Raw genomic sequence first — 24178 nt, 5'->3', positions numbered from 1 at the left:
GCCCTCGCCGACTCCCTCGGCGCGGCGGTCGGTGCCTCGCGTGCCGCGGTCGACGCGGGCTGGTACCCGCACTCCAACCAGGTCGGCCAGACCGGAAAGAGCGTGTCCCCGCAGCTGTACATCGCCTCGGGCATCTCCGGCGCGATCCAGCACCGGGCCGGTATGCAGACCTCGAAGACCATCGTGGCCATCAACAAGGACGCCGAAGCCCCGATCTTCGACCTCGTCGACTACGGCGTCGTCGGCGACCTCTTCAACGTCGTCCCCCAGCTCACCGAGGACATCAACACCCGCAAGGGCTGATCCGTGGTCATGGGGCGGACGGAGTCCGGGGCGGTCTGACCGGCCCCGGCCCGTCCGCCCCGGTGTCTCCCGTGCCGACAGCGCTGTCCTGGGCCAGGAACTCCACCACCGCCATGGCCAGCAGCAGCACCAGCGCGATGGCGATGACGACCCAGCCGGTGGGATAGCTCCACAGGATGAACACCAGCAGCGCCACGGCCACCAGCACCCAGGTGATCCAGGACCGGTATCGCCGGACGAACGGACCGACGGGCCCGGTGCGCATGCCCCAGCGGTCGGCCGTGGCACGCACCGCGGCGATCCCCGAGATCCACATCTGCCGTACGAGGGTGGCGTAGTGCCCGGGACCGCTCAGCCAGGCTGCGAGGGCCACCACCACACCCAGCGCGACGGTCACCCGGACCATGGTGCGCAGATAACGCGTCATGGTGTCGTAGATCGTGCCCGCCGCGGGCTGCGAGACGCTGTCGGGCAGCGCGTTGAGATACACCACCCGGAAGACGGTGAGCGCGACGCCGAGTACCACCGCGGCGAAGGCGAGGCCGAGCGCGCCGGCGACGAGGGCCCTGCGCCGGTGTCTGGACAGCAGCACACCGGCGATGACCAGCAGCACCGCGATGACCGGCAGCCAGACCCCGGCGATCTGCAGCAGCCGGAAGTAGGTCTTCACACGGCCGATGTCGTCGGAGCGCAGCACGGTGAAGTCGGTGTGCACCTCGGGGATCTTCGACGCGATGGTCAGCCCGTCGTCCACGAGGCGCTGCTTGACCCTCTCGATCACCGGTGCGAGGTCGACGGTGACCGAGTTGTTGTGGATCGTCAGCGTGCTGTCCGCGCTGCCCGTCAGCGCCTTGACCAGTGCGGCGTGGGCGTCGCGGTTGGCGTCGATCCAGATGGTCCTGAAGGTGTCCGAGGCGAGGATCTCCTGGGTCTTGTCCTGGACGAAGCTGCGCACGGCGCCTTCCAGGGAGTTGCCCACCTGGCCGATGAGCTTGTCCAGCAAGGGCCGGTCCGCCGGGGCGGCCTCCTCCAGCAGTGCGCCCAGATCGATGTGTTCCATCACCGCGTTGGTGACACGGGCCGCCGCCGCCTGCTGGACGTCCGCGTCGGAGGCGAGCGGGGCGACGGTGGCCACATAGCGGTCGGTGTCGCCGATCTCGTCCGCCGTCCATGCGGCGACGACGCCGAACGGCGCGAGTACGCAGCCGAGCACGATGAGCAGCGCGGCGAAGAAGGACCTCGTGCGGTGCCGGGGGGTTCGCTTCTCCTGCTGGGACTCGAGTGCCGCGACACGGTCGCGCAGTCGGTTCAGTTCGGCCGGGCCGGGGTCCGGCACTCGGTCGTCCGGCGCTCCGTTGCCCGGAACTCCGTTGTCCGGCATGGCAGGACCTCCCGGTAAGAATGGGTGGTCCCAGCTGAACCCGGGGGCGGGGCGTGCGCGAGCGCTGCGGGCCATACGGGTGCCGCGGTCGCCCTGTTCGGTGCTTCCGCTGCGCGCGCCGCCTCCGCGGTCTCAGCCCCGGTAGGTCTCGAGCAGGCGCAGCCAGACCTCGCTGATGGTCGGGTAGGAGGGTACGGCGTGCCACAGGCGGTCGATCGGCACCTCGCCCGCGACGGCGATCGTGGCCGAGTGCAGCAGTTCACCCACGCCGGGTCCGACGAAGGTGACCCCGAGCAGGATCTCCCTGTCCAGGTCGACGACCATACGGGCACGTCCCCGGTAGCCGTCCAGAAACAGCCCCGCCCCGGAGACCGCGCCGAGGTCGTAGTCGACCGCCCGTACCCGGCGGCCGGAGGCCTCCGCCTGGGCGAGGGTCAGGCCGACGGCCGCCGCCTCGGGATCGGTGAAGACGACCTGGGGGACGGCGTCGTGGTCGGCGGTCGCGGAATGCGCTCCCCAGCGGTCGGTTTCGAGCAGCGGGACGTGCTGGGCCCGGGCCCCGATCACGGCCCCCGCGATGCGTCCCTGGTACTTGCCCTGATGGGTCAGCAGGGCACGGTGGTTGACGTCGCCGACGCCGTAGAGCCAGTCGGTGCCCTCGACCCGGCAGGTGTCGTCGACCGTCAGCCAGGATCCCGGCTCCAGGCCGACCGTCTCCAGGCCGATGTCCTCGGTGCGGGGAGCGCGTCCGGTGGCGAAGAGGACCTCGTCGGCGTCGATCAGCTCGCCGCCTTCGAGGATCACGGTGACCGGTCCTTCGCCTCCGTCACGGCGCAGGGCTTCGACGGACGACCCGGTACGGACCGTGGCACCGGCGTCGGTGAGGGCCTCCACGATGTAGTCGCTGACGAAGGGCTCCATCCGCGGCAGCACCCCCTTGCCCCGGACGAGCAGGGTGACCTGGGAGCCGAGTGCCTGCCATGCGGTGGCCATCTCGGTACCCACCACTCCCCCGCCGACCACCACCAGGCGGCCCGGCGCCGCCTTGGCGCTGGTGGCCTCGCGGCTGGTCCATGCCCTGGCGCCGGCCACCCCGGGCAGGTCGGGCAGCACCGCCCTGGTGCCGGTGCACACGGCGACGGCGTGCCGGGCGGTGAGCACATGGTGTTCGCCCTCGGGTCCGGTGACGACGACCTTCCTGGGGCCGTGCAGTCTGCCGTGGCCGCGGTAGAGACGGGCGCCGGTCGAGTCGAGCCAGGCGACCTGGCCGTCGTCCCTCCAGTGCGAGGTGTACTCGTCGCGATGGGCGAGCACCGCGGGGGTGTCCAGCGGACCCTGGACCACCTCGCGCACTCCCGGGACGCGTCGCGCGTCGGAGTGGGTGATCGCCGGCCTCAGGAGCGCCTTGCTCGGCATGCACGCCCAGTACGAGCACTCGCCGCCGACGAGTTCGCTCTCCACCAGAGCCGTACTCAGCCCTGCGGCCCTTGCCCGCTCCGCCACGTTCTCCCCGGTGGGACCCCCGCCCAGCACCACCACGTCGTACTCCACGGCTTCGGTCATATGGACAAGTCTGGAGCCACGTGTGCGGCGGGGCCACATGGGCAGGCGGAATACGGCCCGCCCGGCACACGGTTGTGCTGGGCGTCCCCCCTACGGACAGCAGGAAGAGGTTGGAACACATGAGCACCATCGAGCTCACCAAGGAAAACTTCGATCAGGTCGTCGCTGAGAATGAATTCATCCTGATCGACTTCTGGGCTTCTTGGTGTGGCCCGTGCCGCCAGTTCGCCCCTGTCTACGAGCAGGCGTCGGAGCGGCACGCCGATCTCGTCTTCGCGAAGGTGGACACGGAGGCGCAGCAGGAACTCGCGGCGGCGTTCGAGATCCAGTCGATTCCGACCCTGATGATCATCCGGGACAAGGTCGCCGTCTTCGCGCAGCCCGGCGCGCTGCCGGAGTCGGCACTGGAGGATGTGATCGGCCAGGCGAGGGGGCTGGACATGGACGAGGTCCGCAAGTCCATCGCCGACGCCCAGGCAGCCCAGCAGGCCCAGGGCGGCGGGCAGCAGGCGCAGTAGGCGCGGCACCGCACGACGGCAGCCGCGGCTGCCGCGGCGGACAGCGTTACGGACGGGTCCGGGCGAGCGCCGTGAGGGCGCACCGCCCGGGCCCGTCCGTAACGCCCGCTCAGGCCCTCGGGTAGTCCGAAACCAGCGCGGTCAGGCCGTAGTCCAGTTCCGAACCGTCCACCAGCAGCGCCTCCACGGTGAGCGTCGCCGTGTCGATGTCGGCGGTGACACCGTGCCCTGAGTAGCGCGGATAGCCGGAGGCGCCGGTCTCACCCGTGTACTCCACGGTCGCCGACCGCACCGCGCTGTCCTCCACGGCCGCACCGGAACGGTTCACCACGTGTGACGGCACCAGCAGGATCTGGAAGTGCCGCGGAAGGGTACTCATGCCTTGACGCTAGCGACGCACCGCCGGCGCCGCACGCTCACGTGGACTCGCGGCCGATCGTTCGCGCGCCCAGGAGATCGTGCCGCTCGGGAGTACCGCCCGGATCGCGGACCACCCGGTCGACCAGCTCAGCCAGATGCTGTCCGGTGACCATGTCGATCCGGACCGTGCTGAGCCGTGGCCGCAGCAGCCGCCCGAGCAGCAGATCGTCCGCGCCGATCACCGCGGTCTCGTCGGGGACGCCGATCCCGGCGTCCTGGAGAGCTCGCATCAGCAGCATGGCGTACTCGTCGTTGTACGCGTACACGGCGTCCAGTCCGAGTTCGCGCCAGCGTCCCGCGAGGGCGTCCGCGGCCGACTCGTCGTATCCGAGTGGCAGCGGTGTGACGGTCGCGCCGAGTGGTTCGGCGGTCTGCCGCAGCCCGGCGAGGCGCGGCTCACGGAAGAGCGCCAGCCCAGGCTCTTCCGGCATGATCATGCCAATCCGTCGGCGGCCGCGTTCCAGCAGGTGCTGAGCCGCCCGCACCCCCACCTCGCGCTGGTCCATGACCAGCGAGTGGGCCCCCCGCACCTGCTGCGGGCCCAGCGTGATCACCGCTCGCGCTCCGGAGCGCTTGAGCACGTCCACTCCCTGCGGGGTGAGTGCGACCTCGCCGAGTGACACCACCGCGACGGGCCGCAGCTCGGCCCACGCCCTGGCGGCGGCATCACCGTCCAGGCCGAGACTGCCGTACTGCACGACGGTGTAGTCCAGGCGCCGCAGCGCCCACTGGAGCTCGCCGATGAAGTGGCCGTCGAGTGGGCCTCGCGCCACATGCGCGGTGGGCAGCAGCACGATACGGGTGTGCCCCGCCCGCAGGCTGCGGGCCGCCGCGTGCGGCACATAGCCCAGCTCTTCGGCCGCCTCGCGCACTCGCCGACGGGTGGGCTCGCTGATCCGCACCGCCGCGGTGTTGTTGAGTACATACGAGACGGTGGCCCGGGAGACGCCGGCCAGCCGCGCGACGTCGGCGCTGGTCGGGACGGTCCGGTCGGCCATGAGGGAGCGTTCTGCCGGCTGTCTGGGTGTCTGGGTCATCGCCCTGGGTGTCTGACTCATCGCTCTGGGATACTTCCAGAGCGATCAGGCCCGGAAATCGGTGATTGGCCTGAAGTGTTCGCCGGGCACTGACCTCCGGCGCCGTTGACGCGGCGGGGCCCGGCGGCTTCGGCTCACGCCCCGCCGACCCCCCGCAACCATGCCGTTCGCGGCATGATCCGCTGCAAGGAGCTACCGGTCGATCACGCTCCGGCGCGGAGATCCGCGGTGGCGGCCGTCGTATCGGTGCAGACGCTTTCGGCGCGATCGCGGCGGTCGTCGCGATCGCGAAGGTCACCGCCGTGGTGGTGCACCCTGTGGACCCAGAGCAGGGCTCCCGCCGCCAGGAGCAGCGCGCCCGGCAGCCAGGGCAGGGACCCCTGCGGCAACGCACCGGCGACCAGACCGGTCGCGGCGCCCAGCGCTTGCAGTGCGAGGGACTGCACGGACAGGGCGGTGGCCCGGTGCGCGGCGCTGACGCGGCCGTGCAGCAACTCGTTCTCACTGAAGCGCCGGCGGGCGGTACGCGGATCGAGGCGCGGGGTCACCGCACCTCCCCGGCGGTCCCGACCGCCTCCGCAGCCCGGAATCCGCGCCCACGAGCTCCTGCGACCCGCCCGGAGCCGCGCTCGGGGAACGCCACCAGGAAAGCCTCCAGCGTCCGCTGCCCCTGGCCGCGGTCAAGCACCGCGAACACGACCTCGTCGAAGTGACCGGAGAACCGGCCGCCGTCCCGCAGCAGCACCTGGAAGGCCCCCGCCACCTGCGCAGGGTCGTTGCGGAAGACCCCGCAGCCCCAGGCCCCGAGGACCAGTCGCCGGTAGCCCGCCGCCGCGGCCGTCTCCAGGACGCGCTCGGCGCGGGAGGCGAGCGCGGGGGATATCCGGGCTGCCTCGTCCGGCGTGCGGCTGAGGATCACGCCGGCGTTCGGGGCGGGGGACGTGAGGAAGCCGGCCGCGTACGGCGTGTCCAGCAGCCGGCCCCGCTCGTCGCGGAAGACCGGGACTCCGGGCGAGTGGATCACCCGGTCGGAGTAGAAGGGGCTCCGGTCCGCTCGATGGTGCTCGTAGAACCGCGGGACCCGCAGCAGCGTGGTGTAGAGCCCGGACGCCCGGCACAGGGCCTCCTCCTGGGCCTGGGCACCGTTGAGGTAGCCGCCACCGGGATTGCGCGCCGACGCGAAGTTGAGCACCGCCACCGGGTCCGGCGCCCGGGAGGTGAGCCGGCGGGCAGCGTCCAGGCTGCTCTCCCCGGTGACCTCGCATACGCTGGAACGGTCCGTGTCGGGCACCACCGGCACGGATCCGGGCCCGTACATCCGAGTTCCCTCCACAGCCGCGGACAGTTCCCCGCCGATCGTCACCCAATGGCCGCCCGGCGCCCGGTAGCGACCTGCTTCGACGATCTCCTGGGTCTGTCTCGCGATCCCCCGCAGACGTGCACTCATGCCCGGAATCCTCAGTGATCCCACAGGGCGCCGGCAAACCTATTACGGCCTTCTTACCCTCACATGATCTCCCTTGTGCGAACGGACGGCTGTGAATTCTGGTGGACGGAGCGCTTGCGACAGGAGGATCCGATCATGGCCGCACGCGATGCCGGGGGCGGCGAACCGCTGCTCAGCGAAGGCGCCGCCGAAGAGCTGTTGCGTTGCATCTGTTTCAAGACCGGTCCGCCCCGCATGGTCGGGATCGAGCTCGAGTGGCTCGTACACGAACCGGATCACCCCGGCAGACCCGTCGAGCCGCCGCGACTGGAGCGGGTGTACTCAGGGGTGCGGGAGCTACCGCTCCGCTCGGCGCTGACCTTCGAACCCGGCGGGCAGCTGGAGCTCAGCTCGCAGCCCGCCACGTCGCTGATGGAGTGCATCGACTCCATGGCGACCGACCTCGACACCGTCCGCACGGCGCTGCGCGCGTACGGGCTCGGCCTCGACGGCCATGGTCACGACCCGTGGAATCCCCCGCGCAGACTGCTGCACGCGCCCCGCTATGACGCGATGGAGCGGTATCTCAACCGGACCGGGCCGGCCGGCCGCTCGATGATGTGTTCATCCGCGTCCGTCCAGGTGTGCCTGGACGCGGGGTTCGAGGAACCTGGACCTCTCGGGCTCGGCAGGCGATGGCAGCTGGCACACCTGCTCGGCGCGGTGCTGGTGGCGGCGTTCGCCAACTCGCCCGCGGCCAGGGGCCGTCCGACCGGCTGGCGGTCGACCCGCCAGGCCCTGTGGGCGGACCTGGACCCGGTACGGGCGCTCGCGCCCGAGCCCGGTGCGCCGCCGCGCACGGCATGGGCGGCCCATGTGCTGGACACGCCGGTGATGTGCGTCAGGGCCACCGAAGGCCCCTGGCCATCGCCCGAGGGTCTGTCTTTCCGGCAGTGGATACGGACCGGAATGCCAAGGCCCCCGACACGCGCCGATCTCGAATACCACATGACCACGCTGTTCCCCCCGGTACGCCCGCGTGGCCATCTCGAACTGCGCATGGTCGACGCGCAGTCGGGCGAGGACGGCTGGAAGGTACCGGTGGCGGTCACCACCGCGCTCTTCGACGACCCCGAGGCCGCGGAGATCGCGTACCGCACGGTGAAACCGCTGGCCGAGCTGGCCGGACCGCTGCCCGCACCGCGCAACCCCCTGTGGACCGCCGCCGCCCGCGACGGACTCACCGACCCGGAACTGCACAGCGCCGCCGTCAGCTGCTTCACCGTCGCACTCGAGGCGCTGCCCAGGCTGGGCGCTTCCAGCGCCGTCGAGAAGGCGGTCGCGGAGTTCCTCGACCGCTACGTGCAGCCCGGCCGCTGCCCGGCCGACGACTTCGCGTTCCACCACGGCGAGCGGCGGAACGTGCACCACAGCAAGGAGATCCACCCATGAGCGAGTCCCAGGTGGCGTCCGACGAGGAGGCGCTCAGGCTGCGCGCCCTGGACGCGCTGACGGCCGCCCGGTCCCGCACCGCCCTCCTCACCACCTGCGTCGACGACCACGAGCTCACCGCACAGCACTCGCCGTTGATGTCGCCGCTGGTCTGGGACCTGGCGCACATAGGCAACCAGGAGGAGCAGTGGCTGCTTCGGGCCGTCGCCGGGCGTGAGGCGATACGCCCCGAGATCGACTCGGTGTACGACGCCTTCGAGCACCCGCGGGCCGAGCGGCCGATGCTGCCGCTGCTCTCCCCCGCCGAATCCCGTGCTTATGCCTCCGACGTACGGGGCAGGGTGCTCGAGGTCCTCGATCAGCATCCGCTGTGCGGTGGCCCGCTCGTGGACTCCGGCTTCGCCTTCGGCATGATCGCCCAGCACGAACAGCAGCACGACGAGACCATGCTGATCACCCATCAGCTGCGGCACGGTCCGGCAGCGCTGGACGCGCCCGAGCCGCCCCTCGGAGGCATGGCCGGGCTGCCGTCCGAAGTGCTGGTCCCCGCAGGCCCGTTCACCATGGGCACCTCTGCGGAGCCCTGGGCCCTGGACAACGAACGACCCGCGCACCGGCGCGAACTCCCGGCGTACTTCCTGGACACCGCGCCTGTCACCAACGGCGCCTTCCTGGCTTTCGTCGACGACGGCGGTTACGCCGACGAGCGCTGGTGGGCGGACGGGGGCTGGGACCAGATCCGCAAGCACGACATCGAAGCGCCGCTCTTCTGGCGGCGCGAGGGCGGCCAGTGGCTGCGGCGCAGGTTCGGGGTGACCGAACCGGTGCCGCCCGAAGAGCCCGTGCTGCACGTGAGCTGGTACGAAGCCGACGCATACGCCCGCTGGGCGGGGCGGCGGCTGCCGACGGAAGCCGAGTGGGAGAAGGCGGCCCGGCACGACCCCGTGTCCGGGCGCTCGCGGCGCTACCCCTGGGGCGACGGCGACCCTGCCCCCGACCGGGCCAATCTCGGCCAGCGCCATCTGCGCCCCGCCCCGGCCGGGGCGTATCCCGAAGGTGCGTCGCCGCTCGGGATCCGGCAGCTCATCGGTGATGTCTGGGAGTGGACGTCGAGCGACTTCCTCCCGTACCCCGGGTTCGTGGCATTCCCCTACCGGGAGTACTCGGAGGTGTTCTTCGGCAGCGACTACAAGGTGCTGAGGGGCGGCTCGTTCGCCGTGGACCAGGTGGCCTGCCGCGGTACGTTCCGCAACTGGGACCTTCCGGTGCGCCGCCAGATCTTCTCCGGGTTCCGCACGGCAAGGGACGCGTGATGTGCCGCCATATCGCTTTCGTCGGTCCGCAGACCGCGCTCGGTGAGCTGCTGGTCGCGCCACCGCACGGGCTGCTGCGGCAGTCCTGGGCACCGCGCCGCCAGCGGTACGGGACGGTGAACGCGGACGGCTTCGGCGTCGGCTGGTACGCCGCGGACGACCCGGTCCCGGCCCGCTACCGCCGGACCGGTCCCGTGTGGGCCGACCAGTCCTTCGCCGATCTGGCGCGCGTGGTGCGCGGCACGGCCGTGCTCGCGGCCGTAAGGGACGCGACCGAGGCCGGCGCGGACGGGGAGGCGGCGGCGGCGCCGTTCGCCGCCGGGCCGTGGCTGTTCAGTCACAACGGTGCCGTTGAGGGCTGGCCGCGCTCGGTCGCGCCGCTGGCCGGGGCGCTGCCCGCGGCCGAATTGCTCTCGATGGAGGCGCGTTGTGACTCCGCACTGCTGTGGGCGCTGGTGCTGCACCGCCTGCGCGACGGCGACGGGCTCGGGGAGGCACTGGCCGAGACCGTACAGGAGGTCGCCCGAGCGGCCCCTGGGTCACGGCTCAACCTGCTGCTCACGGACGGGGTGACGGTCGCGGCGACCGCCTGGGGCGACACGCTCTGGTATCGCGCCGAGCCCGGCCGCCCCGGGCGCCCTCGTTGCCCCAGCGGCCGCACGGTCGTGGCGTCCGAGCCGTATGACGACCATCCCCACTGGTGCGAGGTGCCCGACCGCACCCTGCTCGTGGCCACTCGCACCGATGTCCTGCTGACCCCGCTGAAGGAGCCACCTGCGTGAGCCCGTTCCAGCTGACCCGCACCCTGCCCGACGACGCGGCCGGCGCCGCTCTGCGCGCCGACGTGCTGCGCGGGTTGACCCGCACCCCCAAGGAACTGCCGCCCAAGTGGTTCTACGACGCACGCGGCAGCGAGCTGTTCGAGGACATCACCCGGCTGCCGGAGTACTACCCGACCCGTGCCGAGCGGGAGATCCTCATCGACCGCGCGGACGAGATCGCGGCGGTCACCGGCGCCCGTACCCTGGTGGAGCTGGGCTCCGGCTCGTCCGAGAAGACCCGGCACCTGCTGGAAGCCCTGACGGGGCTGCGCAGTTACGTGCCCGTCGACGTGAGCGAGAGCGCCCTGAAGGGCGCGGCCGACGCGCTGCTCCGTGAGCATCCGGCACTGGACATCCATGCGATGACCGCCGACTTCACCCGGGCGCTGGAGCTACCGGCCACGCCGGGGCCCCGGCTCGTCGCGTTCCTCGGTGGCACGATCGGCAACCTCCTGCCGGGCGAGCGTGACGCCTTCCTGCGTGCGGTGCGGTCGATGCTGTCGCCCGGGGACGCCCTGCTGCTCGGCACGGACCTGGTGAAGGAGGAGGACGTACTGGTCGCGGCGTACGACGACACGGCCGGGGTCACCGCGGAGTTCAACCGGAATGTGCTCGCCGTCATCGACCGCGAGCTCGGGGCCGACTTCGATCCGGACGCCTTCGCCCATGTGGCGCTGTGGAACAGGGAGGAGGAGTGGGTCGAGATGCGGTTGCGGGCCCGGCAGGCGCTCAAGGTGACGATCCGGGCTCTCGACCTGGTCGTGCCGTTCGAAGCCGGTGAGGACATCCGCACCGAGGTGTCGGCCAAGTTCCGTCAGGAGGGCGTGCGCACCGAACTGGCTGATGCAGGGCTGAAGTTGTCCGAGTGGTGGACGGACTCGGCGGGGCGGTTCGCGCTGTCGCTGTCGACGGCCGTGTAGGCCGGGCCGCCGCCCGTCACGGCGTTGTGCGCCGAGCGGGCCAGTGCCCGGCGGTCGGTGTGGCGTCCCGCGGGGATCGGGGGAAGGATCCTGATCTCCGCGGTGAGCCCGGCGGCCGTCACGACCCGCCACAGCGACGCCGTGAGCGGGTCGTCGCCCACGAACGCGGCTGCACCGGTGGGCCGGTAGGTGATCCGTACCGGCTGCACGCCGGCTCCCGCGTCGAGTGCGGCCTGGAACGCCGCGTTGTGAAAGCGCCCCCGGGTCCGGCCGCACCAGGTCGAGCCCTCGGGGAACACGATCACGCGCGCTCCGTCCCTGAGCGCGTCCGCCATGGCCGCGACGGTGTGTGGCAGTGCTCTCAGCCGGTCCCGGTCCACGAAGAGTGTGCCGCCGAACCGGGCGAGCGGGCCCAGCACGGGCCACCGCCGTACCTCCTTCTTCGCGAGCATCCGCCCGGGCAGCACCGTGGCGACGAGGGGAATGTCCAGCCAGGAGACGTGATTGGGGACGACCAGGCCCTGGCCGGGTGTCCTTCGGGGATCGGCCCGCGGCGTCGGGTGCGTGGGGTCTCCCCCGGCCCGGGGCGCCGGCCGGGGGCCGGGGATCAGCCCGGGGGTGGCCGAGGGCGCGGGGCCGGGTCTGCCGTGCTCCTCCGGTCCGATGACGCGGACCCGTACGCCGAAGGCCCTGATGACGGTGCGGCACCACAGCCTCACCAGCCGGGCCCTGCCCCGCGGGCCGAGCGGGACCGTCAGGGGAGCCGCGACGACGCCCGCGAGCACGGCGGCGGTTCCCGCCAGCAGCCGGACGACCGCCCTGAGGCGGCCGACGGTCGGCCAATGGACCGTGGCACAACCGACGGGGGTGCAGGGCGCGGTGGGGAGCCAGGCGCTCATTTCACCGGTGCCAGGGAGAGGAAGTGCCGCAGGTAGCGCGGGTTCGTGCGGCGCAGCGACAGGAGTACGTACAGGTCGGCGACGCCGAAGTCGGGGTCGTGGGCGGGCGCGCCGCACACCCAGGCGCCGAGCCGGAGGTAGCCGCGCAGCAGCGGGGGCAGCTCGGTGCGGCCTGCGGGCCGTGCGACGCCCTCGGCGTTCCAGAGCTTGTGCGGGGTGACCCAGTACTCCTCGGGCGCGAGGTGTTCGGACTTGACGGTGTCCCAGGTGCCGGCGGCGAGGACGCCGCCGTCGGCGAGCGGGACCGAGCAGCAGCCGGACAGCCAGGTGTGGCCGGTGCGGGTCATGTAGCGGGCGAGCCCGGCCCAGATGAGGGCGATGACGGCGCCGTTGCGGTGCGCGGGGTGGACGCAGGAGCGGCCGACCTCGACCAGGTCGTCGCGGATGGGCTGGAGCCGGGCGAGGTCGAACTCGCTCTCGGCGTACAGCCGTCCGGCGATCCTCGCCCGCTCGGGCGGCAGCACACGGTAGGTGCCGACGACCTCCCCGGTCTCCTCATGGCGTACGAGGATGTGGTCGCAGTACGCGTCGAAGGCGTCGGTGTCGAGCCCGGGCTCCGGGCCCTCGAGCCGGGCGCCCATCTCTCCGGCGAACACCTGGTGCCGCAGCCGCTGTGCGGCGCGCACCTCTTCCTGGGTACGGGCGAGGGAGACGACGTAGCGTGGCTCGGCGGCCACGACCGGGATGGGGGCGACTGCGGGCGAAGCGGACATGGCGGCTCTCCTCTGCCGTACGGATGCACCGGACAGCGCCTGCGGCAGCCCGGCCCCTAACTAATTCCGTGACCGGCTGGATTCGACGTGACGGGTGTGCGGAGCGGGGATGTGCGCCGTCTGAATGCCGGGCGACTCCGGGCGGCCCCGCTCGGCGCATCGGGTACGAGAGCCCCGGGGAGCGGACCGTCCCCCGTTGGGGCACCGTGGAAGGGAACGCCGTCACGGCGCAACGGAGAGGACGACCCCATGTCCCACCACACCTATCGGGTCACCGAGATCGTCGGCACCTCGCACGAGGGGGTCGACCAGGCCATCCGCAACGGTCTCTCCCGGGCCAAGCAGACCATCCGGGGCCTCGACTGGTTCGAGGTGACACAGATCCGCGGCAACATCCTGGACGGCGAGGTCGAGCACTACCAGGTCGGCCTGAAGGTCGGGTTCCGTCTGGAGGACTGACGCAGGCGGCTCGGAGGCAGGGGCGGCGCCCTCATCCGTTCGACCCAAGGGCTGTCCGGTAACGGGAAGGGGGCGCGTCTCCGCGAGACGCGCGCGTCGCCATCCGCCCGGCGGGGCGTGGAGTCGCGCGTCACGGGCGGCGGCGCCCCGGTGGGCGGCAGGAGGCCGGGAGCGGATCAGGTGCGGCCCTGACGCTCCTGGGCGTCCCGCATCGCCGCCGAAGTGCTCGCCCAGTTCGCCCGTACGACGGTGTGGCCCGCACGTCGCGCCGCTTCGCAGACGAGTTCGTCGTCGTCGACGAGCATCCGGATCGCACGGTTGCGACCGAGGCGCTTGAGGATCTCCAGCTTGGTCGTGCGCGCGGGGCGCCGGTCGTGGTTGCGGCGCATGAAGATACGGCCACTCGGAAGCTCGTACCGCTCCAGCCACTCGACGGTGGCGGTACGGCAGCGCTCGGGGCGGCCGGTGAGATAGACGATCTCGCAGTCGGCGGCGGCACCGGCGACCAGACTCAGGCCCTCGGCGAGCGGAGTGTCATCGGGAGCGGCGGCGAAGAAGGCGTCCCAGTCACGGGGCCTGCGCTCCAGGAAGTGCTGGCGGTGGCCGGTCTCGGCGAGGGTGCCGTCCAGGTCGAAGACAGCGAGTGGTCGGGGGTGCTGGTTCTGCTGGGTCACCTGCTCAAGGGTAGGTGCCGCCGGCAACCGGGCCCCGGTGGGAAGTGTTTCCCACCGGGGCCCGGGGCCGTTCCGGCGTTGCCTACGCTGCCGGGGCCGGCGTGTCGTAGGTGTAGTGGGGCGTGTGGTCCAGCATGTCGGCGGGCGTCACGTTGTTCCAGGGACGCATCGTGTCGCGCAGGTCGACGACGTTGGGGGTCCCGGCCGCGGGGAGGTACGGCGAGTCGGGGTGGCGGCTCTGCCACTGCGACCAGAGCTTGTCGATGAACGCGTGGTGCATCCAGAACACCGGGTCGTTCGGGGAGGCTCCGGTGGTCATCTGGCCGCCGACCCAGACATGGACGCGGTTGTGGAGGTTCACACCGCGCCAGCCCTCCACGTGGTTGCGGAAACCGTCGGAGGAGCTGTTCCACGGGGCCGCGTCGTAGGTGGACATGGCGAGCACGGTGTCGACCTCGGACCTGGTGGGCAGCTGCCGACCGCTTGCGCCGAGGTCGCGCCGCAGGAAGTTGCGGCCGTCGACACGCACATTGATCGGCCAGGCACCGCGCGCTGCGGAGAACGGGCCGTCCATGACCTGTCCGTCCCTGGAGCGGCCGGTGCCGCCCATGAAGTCGGCCGCCCATATGGAGGAAGCCGTGGTGCGGTCGGCGGTCCAGTCCCAGTAGGGCAGCGCCACGCTGGGGTCCACGGACTGGAGCGCCTGCTCGAACTCGATGAGGAATCGGCGGTGCCACGGCAGGAACGAGGGTGAGCGGTGGCCGACCCGTTCCCCGTTGTCCGTGTCGCTCATGATGAATGCGTTGTGCGTGGTGACGAAGGTGTCGTAACGGCCGTTGCGCTTGAGCGCGAGGAGGGCGTTGACGAAGCGGCGCTTCTCGTCGGAGCCGAGCTGGGCCTGGTTCTTGCGTACGGTCATCGCTGGTGGGCTCCGGATCAGGAAAGGGCGAGCGGGACGAGGGCGGCGCCCTGGAGTTCCACAACGGCGGCGCGGGCCACGGCGCGGGGGGTGGGGTGCGGCTCGTAGTGGTTGATGACACTGATCCAGGTGCCGTCGGCGTTCTGCATCACGTGCAGTTCCTTGCCGTCGACCAGCACGGTGTAGCCGCCGTGGCCGCCCCCGTGGCCGTGGTGACCGCCGCCGTGCGACGGCGTGCCCTGTATCCGGCGGCCCAGGTAGACCTCGTTGAAGGAGCCCGGGGTCGCGGTCGCGGCCGCGCTGCCGGTGCTGTTGTGACCGGCGCCATGGCCGGCACCGTGTCCTTCGGTACGTGCGGGCAGGGCCTGGGCCGCGCCGGTGGCCGCGACGACCGCTGCGACGCCGGCTGCGGCGCCCAGGGCCTGACGGCGGGTGAGTCGGGACATGGGTAACCCCCTGAAACGAACTGTGGTCGGGAGGCAGCCCGTTGGTCGGGCGGACTGCCAGGAGCATGCCTACAGTTCGGTGCTGATCAGGCGGTAAACGCCGGGCCCCAGCTGATCGCTAAACGGACATGTCGCCATACGAAGCGCAGCGGCGGAACAAAGTTGATCTTGTTGTACGAGCCGTCCCCCGAGAGACCGAACGCAAAATCTTCACACGAGACGCCGGATGTGTGAAGAATTTGCGGTCGAGGTGATCAGAGTGTGCCGGGCCTCACATGGGGAAACTGTCCGGAAACATGTCCGCAACACGTTCTGGAGCCGGTCGGCTAGACCATCACATGCTTGACCTGCGTGTAGTCCAGCAGACCCGCCAGGGAAAGATCGCTGCCATAACCGGAATGCTTCACTCCGCCGTGCGGCATCTCCGACACCGTCGTGCCGTGGGTGTTCACCCACACGATCCCGGTGTGCAGAGCGCGGGTGGCCCGCATGGCGCGGTCGTGGTCCCTGGTCCACACACTGGCCGCGAGACCGAACCGCACGTCGTTGGCAAGGCGCAGAGCCTCCTCCTCGTCCGCGAAGCGCTGCACCGTGACGACCGGCCCGAAGATCTCCTCCTGCACGATCTCGTCGCTCTGCCGTGCCCCGGCGACGACGGTCGGCTCGTGGTAGTAGCCCGGCCGTTCGATACGGGAACCGCCCGTGACCACCTCGGCGTGTCCGGGCAGCCGGTCCAGCAGGCCTTGCACGGAGGCGAGTTGAGCCGCGCTGTTGAGCGGGCCGAAGTCCACGCCCGGCCGCTGTTCCGCCGCATGGGCGGCGAAGGCGGAGACGAAGTCCTCGTACACCCGCTCGTGCACGAGATAGCGGGTGGGAGCGGTGCAGTCCTGACTCGCGTTGTAGTAGGCCACAGCGGCGAGTTCGGCCGCACAGGAGCCGGCGTCCACATCCTCGTGCACGATCACCGGCGCGTTGCCGCCGAGTTCGAGGTGGACGCGCTTGAGGTCGTCGGCGGCCGCGGCCGCGATCTCCCGGCCCGCCCTGACGCTACCGGTGACGGCGATCAACCGGACCCGTGGATCCACGACGAGTGCCCGCCCGGTGTCCCGGTCGCCGCAGACCACGTTGAGCACACCGGGCGGCAGCTGCCGCGCGGCGATCCGGGCGAGCAGGGCCGTGGACGACGGCGTGGTGTCGGCCGGTTTCAGCACGACGGTGTTCCCGGCCGCCAGAGCCGGTGCGATCTTCCACACCGCCATCATCAAGGGGTAGTTCCATGGGGTGATCTGCCCGCAGACTCCCACCGGTTCACGGCGCAGCAGCGAGGTGCGGTGTTCCGTGTACTCGGCCGCGGCCGCTCCCGGCAGAGCGCGGGCGGCCCCGGCGAAGAAACGCACGGTGTCCGCGATGGCGGGCAGTTCATCGGCCCGGAAGAGCTCGGCGGGCTTGCCGGTGTCCAGGACCTCGGCGGCCGCCAGTTCGTCGGCATGTGACTCCATGGCGTCGGCCAGGCGCAGCAGGGCGCGCTGACGTTCCATCGGGGTGGTGGCGGCCCAGCGCTCGAGTGCCTCGTCGGCCGCGGCGCAGGCAGCGGTCACATCGGTGGCGGATGACCGCGGGGCTCTTCCGCTGACCCGTCCGGTCGTGGGGTCGACGAGGTCCATCCACTCACCACCGACGGCGGCCCGGTCGGTTCCGGCGATGTGGTTGCGCACCTGCCGCGGGGCAGGCTCCGGGATTCGAGGGGACTCAGCCATGGCGCAGCACCTCGCCGGCGGCTGCCCGGCCGGTGCGCACCGCGCCCTCCATGTATCCGGCCACCCACTGGTCCGATCCGCAGACGTAGAACGGTGGTTCATGGGTGCCGTGCAGTGGACCGACGGCCATCACGTCGCCGGGGGTCCACTGGGTGACGTACCCCTGGGTCCATGGATCGGTGCCCCACATCCGGATCCAGGTGCGCAGCGGACGGTGCGCCTCGTCGCCGTACAGCCGGGCGATGTCGGCGAGCAGCTCCGTGTCGCGCCGCCCCGGCGGCATGCCGAGCAGCACCCCGTACCGTTCCGGCGGCACGAGCGCGGAGAGGATTCCCTCGTTCTGCGGCCAGGTGCTGCCGAGCACTCCCTCGGATTCGGACAGGCCGTTCAGCCCGCTGTCGCGCCAGAACGGTTTGCCGTACGCCGCGGCGAACTTGGCGGCGACCGCCTGGCGCTGGCGGTGCAGCGAGGCGAGGCGCTCACCGGAGACCCCGGTGACGGACACCGAGCGCAGTGGGCCGACCGGCAGTGCGCTGACGACCGCCCGTGCGGTGAGGGTCTCCCCCGAGGCGAGCCGAACGGTGCAGCGGGAGCGGCTGATGCCGACGGTCTCGACGGGTGCGTCGTACCGGACGCGCTCGCCGAGGGCCGCGGCCATGCGCAGGGCCACGGTGGCTGAGCCCTCCGCGACCCGTAGTCCCTCCCAGTCCTCGTAGTCGTAGTGGCCGGTGGTCCCGTCGCCGGGCACGGCTGCGTGTTTACGCAGCGCGGCCAGCAGTGAGGTGCGTTCGTACGCGCCGTCGGCGAGGGCGAGCTGGCCGATCTCCCACAGGCGTACGACGGCCGGGCTCGCCCCTTCCGATCGCAGCCAGTCCGCCACGGACAGGGAGTCGAGCGCCGCGGCCTCGGGATGGCTCCAGGGATCGTCGGGATCGACGAACGCAGCGAGTGCGGTGAAGGCGGCGGTGACGCGCCGGTGCACGGCGTCGTCACCCGGGCCGAACCAGTGCGGTGGGTCTCCCGCCGAGACGCCCTCGGGCGTAGCGCGGGCCATGGCCCCGGGCTCGGCCACATAGCTGGGTACCAGGGTGAGGCCGAGCTCGGCGGCCAGGGCGAGGTAGGCGGTGTGGGCCCGGCCGACCACCTCGCCGCCGAGCTGGACGAGCCGGCCGTCGGGCAGTGCCATCTGTTCCACCCGCCCTCCCGCCCGGCCGCGCGCCTCGACGACCAGCACATCGGATCCGGCTGCGGCCAGGTCCCGTGCGGCGGCCAGACCGGCGAGTCCGCCACCGAGCACGATGACGTCGTGGTTCATGAGCACGTTCTTTCTGGTGTGGGGAGGGGCCAACTGAGGTGCGGACGGGAAGTCGGGAGCTCAGTCCAGGACCAGGCAGTGTTCGGGCTTCCAACCGATCTCGACGGTCTCACCACCGCTCCAGCGGTCCTCCATACGGGAGCGGTCGGTGTTCTGTTCCAGCACGGACACCGTGACTCCGGGAGCGAGTTCGATGAGGTACGTGGTGGTGGCGCCGGAGTAGACGGTCTCGCGGACGACTCCGCTCACCCGGGCCATGTCCGGCAGGAAGTCGGAGAGCCAGATCTTCTCGGGCCGGATGGACAGGCTGACCCTGGTGCCGTCGGCGACACCGGTGCGGGTGCCGACCGGCAGAGCCGGGCCCTCGTCCATGACGACCTGGCCGGCGCGGTAGGTGCCCGGGACCAGATTGGAGGTGCCCATGAAGGAGGCGACGAAGCGGCTGGCCGGCCGCTCGTAGACGTCCTCGGGAGTGCCGCACTGTTCCACATGGCCTTCGTTCATCACGGCCAGCCGGTCCGACATGGTCAGCGCCTCGTCCTGGTCGTGGGTGACGAAGACGAAGGTGATGCCGATCTCCCGCTGGATCTGCTTGAGTTCGACCTGCATCTGCCGGCGGAGCTTGAGGTCGAGGGCTGCGAGCGGCTCGTCGAGCAGCAGCACCTGGGGGCGGTTGACGAGGGCGCGGGCGAGTGCGACGCGCTGCCGCTGGCCACCGGAGAGGGTGCGGGGTTTGCGGTCGGCCAGGGCGGCGAGCTGGACACGCTCGAGCATGGTGCCGACCCGTTCGCGTATCTCGCCGCGTGCCAGGCCCTGGCGCTTGAGGCCGAAGGCCACGTTGTCGGCGACCGAGAGATGGTCGAAGAGTGCGTAGCTCTGGAACACCGTGTTGACGTCGCGCTTGTTGGGCGGCAGCCAGGTGACGTCCTGTCCGCCGAGCAGGATGGTGCCGTCGGTGGGGTCGGTGAAGCCGCCGATCATGCGCAGGGTGGTGGTCTTGCCGCAGCCGGAGGGGCCGAGCAGGGAAAAGAACTCGCCGGGGGCGATGTCGAGCGACAGCGAGTGGACCGCGTAGCTGTCGCCGTAGCGCTTGCTGATGTCCTGGAGACGGATCGCCGGCGCGGTGTCCGGGTTCTCCGGGGCGAGCGCCGTGCCCGTGGAGTGGGAGGGGGTCGCCGAGTTGGTGTCTGGGGTGAGCGTCACGGTGTCACTTCCCGGAGAGCAGGTCGAGGCCGCCGCGTCGGCCGAAGAGACGCGGGATGAAGAGGGCGAGGGCGATCAGGGCGATGGACCCGGCGAGCATCAGGGTGCCGACGGCGTTGATGGTGGGCTGCACACCGAAGCGGATGGCGGAGTAGATGCGTACGGACAGCGGCTGCGGGTCGACGCCGGTGGTGAAGTAGGCGAGCACGAAGTCGTCGAAGACCAGGGCGAAGATCAGCACCGCCGAGGCCAGGATGCTGGGCAGCAGCGCGGGCAGGGTGACCAGCCGCAGGGCCTGCCAGCGGGTGGCTCCGAGGTCCATCGCCGCCTCCTCGGTCTCCGGGTTGAGGGCGGCGATCCGGGAGCGGAGGACGACCGTGACGTAGGAGATGGAGAAGGTGATCTCGGCGAGCATCACCGTGGTGGTGGAGAGGGTGATGCCCATGCCCTTGAAGAGCAGCATGGCGGCGACCCCTGTGACGATCTCGGGGGTGATCAGGGGGATGAGCATGATCAGTCCGGCGACGGAGCCCAGTCGGCTGCGGCAGCGGACGAGGCCGAGCGCCAGTGTCACGCCCAGGATGAGCGATCCGGCCATGGCCACCAGCGAGACCCGCAGGCTCATCTCGAGTGACGCAAGCAGGGCGTCGTCCTGGAGGAAGGCCTCGTACCAGCGGAGACTGAAGTCCTTGAACACGGTCAGGGACTTCTGGGAGTTGAAGGAGAAGAGGAGGACGACGGCGATCGGCAGATAGAGCAGCGCGAAGAACACGGCGGTCACGGTGATGGCGAACCGGGGCCTGCGGTCGGGGCGACGGCGGGGTCTGCGGAGTTTGGTGCCGCGCCGGGGCGTGCTCGGTGCGGTGTCCTGGCGGGTCTTGCCCGGTACGGCGAGTGTCATCGGGCCGCCTCCGCCTCGTCCTTGCGGGTGCGGCGCAGATAGCCCAGCATCCCGAGGAACAGCACGGCCATCATCAGCATGGTGAGTGCCGAGCCGAGGGGCCAGTTCTGGCCCTGGAAGAACTTGTCCTGGATCAAGTTGCCGATCATGATCTGGTCGGGGCCTCCCATCAGCTGGGCACTGACGAAGTCGCCCATGGCGGGCAGGAAGACGAGGACGCAGCCGGCTGCCGCGCCCTGCCGGGTGGCGGGCAGCGTGACGTGGAAGAAGGTCCTCAGCGGTCCGCCGTAGAGGTCGCGGCCCGCCTCGATGAGAGAGACGTCCATGCGTTCAAGGGCGGCGTAGAGTGGGATGATCATGAAGACGATGAAGCCGTAGACGAGTCCGGCGATGACGCCCACTCCGGTCTGGAGGATCTTGGTGTCCCCGTCGGCGAGCCCGATGGAGCGCAGGCCCTTCAGCAGGGGTCCGTCGTCGGAGAGGACCACGGACCAGCCGTACATCCGCACCAGGTAGTTGGCGAAGAACGGTACGACGATGGCGGCGATCAGAAAGTTCTTGAACCGTCCGCCGTGCAGCGCGATGGCGTACGCCACCGGGTAGGCCACGGCGAGGCAGATCACCACGGTCAGCAGGGCGTAGCCGAGGGAGCGCAGCATCACGGACCGGTAGGCCGGGTCGGCCAGCGCTGTGATGTTGCCGGTGTTGAAGCCGAAGCGCGGATTGCCGAGCGGGTCCGTGGTGCCGAGGGCGAGGGTGGCGACCAGGACGAGCGAGGCCAGTAGGAACGCGGCCATCCAGAGGGTGCCGGGGAGCATCAGCCAGGTCCAGATGCGGTTGTTCCTGGCGGAGGGGCCGCGGCGGCGGGAGGGCGGCGCCGGGCGTGGAGGCCCGGAGGTCCCGGTGCTCAGGTCGGGGGTGGTGTGCGTTGCCATGTCATCCCGCCTTCACATGGGTCCAGGCGGTGTCACGTGCCTGTTCCCCCTTCGCGGAGCCGTTGCGGAAGAAGAGGTCGTCCTTGAGGTCCTCGGCCGAGACCAGACACTCGGGGAAGGGCTCCACAAGCGCGGCGTAGGTGTCCTCGGTACCGCCGACGGGCATCGGGTAGCCGATGTACTCGATGTTCTTCTTCACGTTCTCCGGGCGGAGCATGTAGTCGATGAAGAGCATCGCGGTGCCGGGGTGGCGTGCGTCGGAGGGGATGGCGTAGCAGTCCGAATTGACCGGGGCACCCTCCTTGGCTATCTCGAAGCCGAGGACGGAGGGGTCCTCGGCCTGGCCCAGCATGGCGGCCATGTCCCCGCTCCAGGCCTGGGTCATGACGGCGTTGCCGTTCAGCAGGTTGTTGTAGCTGTCGCTGGAGAAGCCGCGCAGATGGGGGCGCAGGGATCTGAGCGTTTCGGTGATCCTGCCGAGTTCGTCCTCGTCCGTCGTGGTGAGGTCGAGGCCGAGCTTGAGGGCGGCGAAGCCGAGTACCTCGTCACGGTCGTCGAGCACGAACACCTTGCCCTTGGCCCGCGTGCTCCACAGATCGTCCCAGGAGCCGCTGAGTCCGTCGCCGATCTTGTCCTTGCGCCAGCCGATGCCGGTTTTGTACATGATGCGCGGGACGGTGTGCCCAGACCCGGCGTCGTACCAGGGGTCGGCGAAGTAGGGGTAGTGGCCGAAGACCGACTCGGCGTTCCTGAGCTTGCTGTGGTCGATCCTGCGCAGCCGGTGGCCGGCGGCCAGCCGCTGGGCCCATTTAGCGCTGGGGAAGATGATGTCGTAGCGGTTGCCGGCGTTGAGCTTGGCGACCATGCCTTCCATCGAGTCGAAGTTCGACTGGATGACCTTGACGCCGTACTCCTTCTCGAATCCGGCGAAGACCGCCGGGTCGACGAAGTCGGCCCAGTTGAAGTAGACAAGATCCCCGTCGACCTTGACGTCGATGGGCTCTTCGGTGTCCCCGTACGCGGTGGGGCCGGCCGGGAGGAATCCGCACCCTGCGGTTGTCAGGCCGAGGCCGATACCGGCGGTGGCGGCGGCTCCGGTGCGCAGGAGGGAGCGGCGGGACAGCAGGGCGGGCGCGGCGGCGTGCGGGGCTGGGGATGCGGATGGGGATGGCGGTGCCTCGGGGGACATCGGTGTCCTCTCCGTGGGTCTGCGGTGCGAACACTGCGACGGGGCGATCGCGGGCTTGGTCCCTGCCACCGGGCGGGGACCTGGGGGCCGCGGGGGGTGCGGGGTGGGGGTCACCACCGCCGTGGCCGGACGGGTGCGGGTGCGTGGCGCCTGCGCCACGCTGTCGGGGGGTGGGAAGGGAGTGCGGAACGGATGCGCCGGAGCGGTATGGAGTGGGGTGGGGGTGGAGCGCGGCGGAACGGAGTGCGGATCAGCGCTCCGCGCCGTCGAGATCGGCCCGGACGCGGTTCGCGAACCAGCCGACCGCCGACTCGCGCCGGGAGAGAGGGCCGGGCTCGAACCCGGGGGTGGAGAGTCCTTTCTGTACCCGGGCGACCAGCTCCGCGTCCTCGTCGTTCGTGATCCAGCCGATGTGGATGTTCAGCCGCCGGGCGATACGGGTCCGCAGTCCGGTCCCACGCTTGGTGTAGAACGCGCCGGGTACGGCCACGCGGTCCACGGCAGTGGGTATGGCGGTCCAGGCAAGCACATGGTCGGGGTAGAAGTCGATGAGTGTGTTGGGATAGATCACCGCATACCGCCAGATACGGTGATCGGCCTCGGTGAGCCCCGGCATGGGGGCCGTGATCCGCTGGTAGAGGCGTTCCGCCCAGTTCGATGACGGCTTGTCGCGCAGGGGCGAGGCGAAGAGCGCGTACGACTCGGCGAGCTCGTAGCTGTATCCCTGGTAGTCGAGCAGCCGCATGAGACCGGGGTGGGCGACGGGTACGTGGTAGCCCTCGAGGTAGTTGTCGACGGCGACCTTCCAGTTGGCCTGCTGCACCTCGGCGCCCTCCAGATCGTGGATCCGGCTGCGTCCGATGGGCACCAGATCGGCCCCCGCGTAGTGGCCGACGGCTTCGGCCAGGCCCGCGCACTGCTCGGCGAGCGGTACGGCGCCGGGGTCGTGGTTGACGAAGACGAAGCCGAGGAAGGACTCCACCCGCACGGGGAAGAGACCCAGCTTGGGCTTGTCGAGGCAGGGGATCTGCCGTGCCTCGGGGGCTCCCACGAGGCGTCCGTCGAGTTTGTACGTCCAGCCGTGGTACGGGCAGCGGATCGCCTTGCCCTCCGGCTCGTGGGCCGTGACCAGGCGGGTTCCGCGATGGCGGCACACGTTGAGGTGGGCGGCGAGTCCGCCGTCCTCGGTGCGGACGACCAGGACCTCCCGTCCGCCGGCGGTGGCGGTGAGCCGGGCGCCGGGTCCCTGGAGGTCCGACTCATGGCAGACGAGCTGCCATGACCTGGCGAAGATATGCCGCTGCTCGGTCGCCAGGCTGTCCGGATCGGCGTAGTAGCGGCCGGACAGGGCCCGGCCGGGGTCCGGGACGGGCCCCGTGGATCGGGTCGCCTTCGACGGGTCCGCAGGACCGGGCGGTGCGGACGAGTCCACGCCGGGTGGCGCGGCGGTTGCTCGGGGCGGTGCTTCGGGGGCGGAGCCGGCTCCGGGCGCGGAGGTGGCCGTCTTGCGGGGGTCCGTGCTGGCGGGGGCTTCGGGCTGCATCGGATCACTCC

At 70.9% G+C, this 24178-nt stretch carries 25 protein-coding genes; 7 read left to right on the top strand and 18 right to left on the bottom strand.

Annotated features, from left to right (window positions below; translation table 11 throughout):
* Positions 1-303: electron transfer flavoprotein subunit alpha/FixB family protein (locus ABZ532_RS09840; protein WP_361280786.1), on the top strand; the 303-nt coding region annotated here is incomplete at its 5' end.
* 7 nt (positions 304-310) lie between these two features.
* Here the strand turns inward: ABZ532_RS09840 and ABZ532_RS09835 are convergent.
* Positions 311-1684, bottom strand: a complete 1374-nt coding sequence (locus tag ABZ532_RS09835; protein ID WP_361280784.1) for a hypothetical protein — start codon at positions 1682-1684, stop codon at positions 311-313.
* Positions 1685-1816: 132 nt separating this feature from the next.
* Positions 1817-3247: an NAD(P)/FAD-dependent oxidoreductase gene (locus ABZ532_RS09830; RefSeq protein WP_361280783.1), complete on the bottom strand. Its 1431-nt coding sequence runs from the start codon at positions 3245-3247 to the stop codon at positions 1817-1819.
* A gap of 119 nt (positions 3248-3366) precedes the next feature.
* On the opposite strand from ABZ532_RS09830, the gene trxA reads away from it, so the two are divergent.
* Positions 3367-3765: a thioredoxin gene (trxA, locus tag ABZ532_RS09825; protein ID WP_361280782.1), complete on the top strand. Its 399-nt coding sequence runs from the start codon at positions 3367-3369 to the stop codon at positions 3763-3765.
* Positions 3766-3874: 109 nt separating this feature from the next.
* Here the strand turns inward: trxA and ABZ532_RS09820 are convergent, their stop codons facing one another.
* The 4 genes from ABZ532_RS09820 to ABZ532_RS09805 all read right to left on the bottom strand — a co-directional run bounded on the left by ABZ532_RS09820 (position 3875) and on the right by ABZ532_RS09805 (position 6669).
* Entirely contained in the window at positions 3875-4144 is a 270-nt protein-coding gene (locus ABZ532_RS09820) for a hypothetical protein (RefSeq protein ID WP_361280780.1), read from the bottom strand.
* 37 nt (positions 4145-4181) lie between these two features.
* Positions 4182-5222: a LacI family DNA-binding transcriptional regulator gene (locus ABZ532_RS09815; RefSeq protein ID WP_361280779.1), complete on the bottom strand. Its 1041-nt coding sequence runs from the start codon at positions 5220-5222 to the stop codon at positions 4182-4184.
* A 203-nt stretch (positions 5223-5425) separates the two neighbouring features.
* Positions 5426-5770: a hypothetical protein gene (locus tag ABZ532_RS09810; protein WP_361280777.1), complete on the bottom strand. Its 345-nt coding sequence runs from the start codon at positions 5768-5770 to the stop codon at positions 5426-5428.
* Complete coding sequence (locus ABZ532_RS09805; RefSeq protein WP_361280776.1) at positions 5767-6669, bottom strand: TIGR02452 family protein; 903 nt, start codon at positions 6667-6669, stop codon at positions 5767-5769. The genes ABZ532_RS09810 and ABZ532_RS09805 overlap by 4 nt, the downstream gene beginning before the upstream one ends.
* A gap of 135 nt (positions 6670-6804) precedes the next feature.
* Here ABZ532_RS09805 and egtA point away from each other — a divergent pair, with 135 nt between their 5' ends.
* The 4 genes from egtA to egtD are packed head-to-tail and all read left to right on the top strand — an operon-like array spanning position 6805 to position 11154.
* Positions 6805-8100, top strand: a complete 1296-nt coding sequence (egtA, locus tag ABZ532_RS09800) for an ergothioneine biosynthesis glutamate--cysteine ligase EgtA (RefSeq protein WP_361280774.1) — start codon at positions 6805-6807, stop codon at positions 8098-8100.
* Positions 8097-9413: an ergothioneine biosynthesis protein EgtB gene (gene egtB, locus ABZ532_RS09795; RefSeq protein ID WP_361280772.1), complete on the top strand. Its 1317-nt coding sequence runs from the start codon at positions 8097-8099 to the stop codon at positions 9411-9413. Before egtA ends, egtB begins: the two co-directional genes overlap by 4 nt.
* A complete protein-coding gene (gene egtC, locus ABZ532_RS09790; protein ID WP_361280771.1) occupies positions 9413-10195 on the top strand; it encodes an ergothioneine biosynthesis protein EgtC in 783 nt (260 codons plus the stop codon). The genes egtB and egtC overlap by 1 nt, the downstream gene beginning before the upstream one ends.
* Positions 10192-11154: an L-histidine N(alpha)-methyltransferase gene (gene egtD, locus ABZ532_RS09785; protein ID WP_361280769.1), complete on the top strand. Its 963-nt coding sequence runs from the start codon at positions 10192-10194 to the stop codon at positions 11152-11154. The genes egtC and egtD overlap by 4 nt, the downstream gene beginning before the upstream one ends.
* On the opposite strand, the gene ABZ532_RS09780 is transcribed toward egtD, so the two are convergent.
* Complete coding sequence (locus ABZ532_RS09780; RefSeq protein ID WP_361280768.1) at positions 11049-12053, bottom strand: lysophospholipid acyltransferase family protein; 1005 nt, start codon at positions 12051-12053, stop codon at positions 11049-11051. The genes egtD and ABZ532_RS09780 overlap by 106 nt on opposite strands.
* The gene (locus tag ABZ532_RS09775) at positions 12050-12826 is read right to left on the bottom strand and encodes a GNAT family N-acyltransferase (RefSeq protein WP_361280767.1); all 777 of its coding nucleotides are present in this window, start codon (positions 12824-12826) and stop codon (positions 12050-12052) included. Before ABZ532_RS09775 ends, ABZ532_RS09780 begins: the two co-directional genes overlap by 4 nt.
* Before the next feature lie 249 nt (positions 12827-13075).
* On the opposite strand from ABZ532_RS09775, the gene ABZ532_RS09770 reads away from it, so the two are divergent.
* The gene (locus tag ABZ532_RS09770; protein ID WP_361280766.1) at positions 13076-13285 is read left to right on the top strand and encodes a dodecin; all 210 of its coding nucleotides are present in this window, start codon (positions 13076-13078) and stop codon (positions 13283-13285) included.
* Positions 13286-13461: 176 nt separating this feature from the next.
* Here ABZ532_RS09770 and ABZ532_RS09765 read toward each other — a convergent pair whose 3' ends face one another.
* The 10 genes from ABZ532_RS09765 to ABZ532_RS09720 all read right to left on the bottom strand — a co-directional run bounded on the left by ABZ532_RS09765 (position 13462) and on the right by ABZ532_RS09720 (position 24167).
* Positions 13462-13959, bottom strand: a complete 498-nt coding sequence (locus ABZ532_RS09765; RefSeq protein ID WP_361280765.1) for a hypothetical protein — start codon at positions 13957-13959, stop codon at positions 13462-13464.
* Between the two features lie 82 nt (positions 13960-14041).
* On the bottom strand, positions 14042-14878 hold the full coding sequence (locus ABZ532_RS09760) for a tyrosinase family protein (RefSeq protein ID WP_361280764.1): 837 nt from the start codon (positions 14876-14878) through the stop codon (positions 14042-14044).
* A 17-nt stretch (positions 14879-14895) separates the two neighbouring features.
* The gene (locus tag ABZ532_RS09755; RefSeq protein ID WP_361280763.1) at positions 14896-15324 is read right to left on the bottom strand and encodes a tyrosinase cofactor; all 429 of its coding nucleotides are present in this window, start codon (positions 15322-15324) and stop codon (positions 14896-14898) included.
* A gap of 326 nt (positions 15325-15650) precedes the next feature.
* Entirely contained in the window at positions 15651-17081 is a 1431-nt protein-coding gene (locus tag ABZ532_RS09750; RefSeq protein WP_361280762.1) for an aminobutyraldehyde dehydrogenase, read from the bottom strand.
* On the bottom strand, positions 17074-18396 hold the full coding sequence (locus ABZ532_RS09745; RefSeq protein WP_361280761.1) for an NAD(P)/FAD-dependent oxidoreductase: 1323 nt from the start codon (positions 18394-18396) through the stop codon (positions 17074-17076). The genes ABZ532_RS09750 and ABZ532_RS09745 overlap by 8 nt, the downstream gene beginning before the upstream one ends.
* A gap of 60 nt (positions 18397-18456) precedes the next feature.
* Entirely contained in the window at positions 18457-19599 is a 1143-nt protein-coding gene (locus tag ABZ532_RS09740) for an ABC transporter ATP-binding protein (RefSeq protein WP_361280760.1), read from the bottom strand.
* Positions 19600-19603: 4 nt separating this feature from the next.
* Positions 19604-20500, bottom strand: coding sequence for an ABC transporter permease (locus ABZ532_RS09735; RefSeq protein ID WP_361280759.1), 897 nt, complete (start codon positions 20498-20500; stop codon positions 19604-19606).
* On the bottom strand, positions 20497-21435 hold the full coding sequence (locus tag ABZ532_RS09730) for an ABC transporter permease (RefSeq protein WP_361280758.1): 939 nt from the start codon (positions 21433-21435) through the stop codon (positions 20497-20499). Before ABZ532_RS09730 ends, ABZ532_RS09735 begins: the two co-directional genes overlap by 4 nt.
* A gap of 1 nt (position 21436) precedes the next feature.
* A complete protein-coding gene (locus ABZ532_RS09725; protein ID WP_361280756.1) occupies positions 21437-22624 on the bottom strand; it encodes a spermidine/putrescine ABC transporter substrate-binding protein in 1188 nt (395 codons plus the stop codon).
* A gap of 250 nt (positions 22625-22874) precedes the next feature.
* Positions 22875-24167 (bottom strand): aromatic ring-hydroxylating dioxygenase subunit alpha, encoded by a 1293-nt coding sequence (locus ABZ532_RS09720; RefSeq protein ID WP_361280755.1) that lies wholly within the window; start codon positions 24165-24167, stop codon positions 22875-22877.
* Positions 24168-24178: the final 11 nt, after the last annotated feature.

Source organism: Streptomyces sp. NPDC019396 (genome assembly GCF_040632375.1).
Taxonomy (GTDB): Bacteria; Actinomycetota; Actinomycetes; order Streptomycetales; family Streptomycetaceae; genus Streptomyces.
The sequence above is the reverse complement of the archived record's forward strand: the minus strand, read 5'-3'. Positions and strand labels throughout refer to the sequence as shown.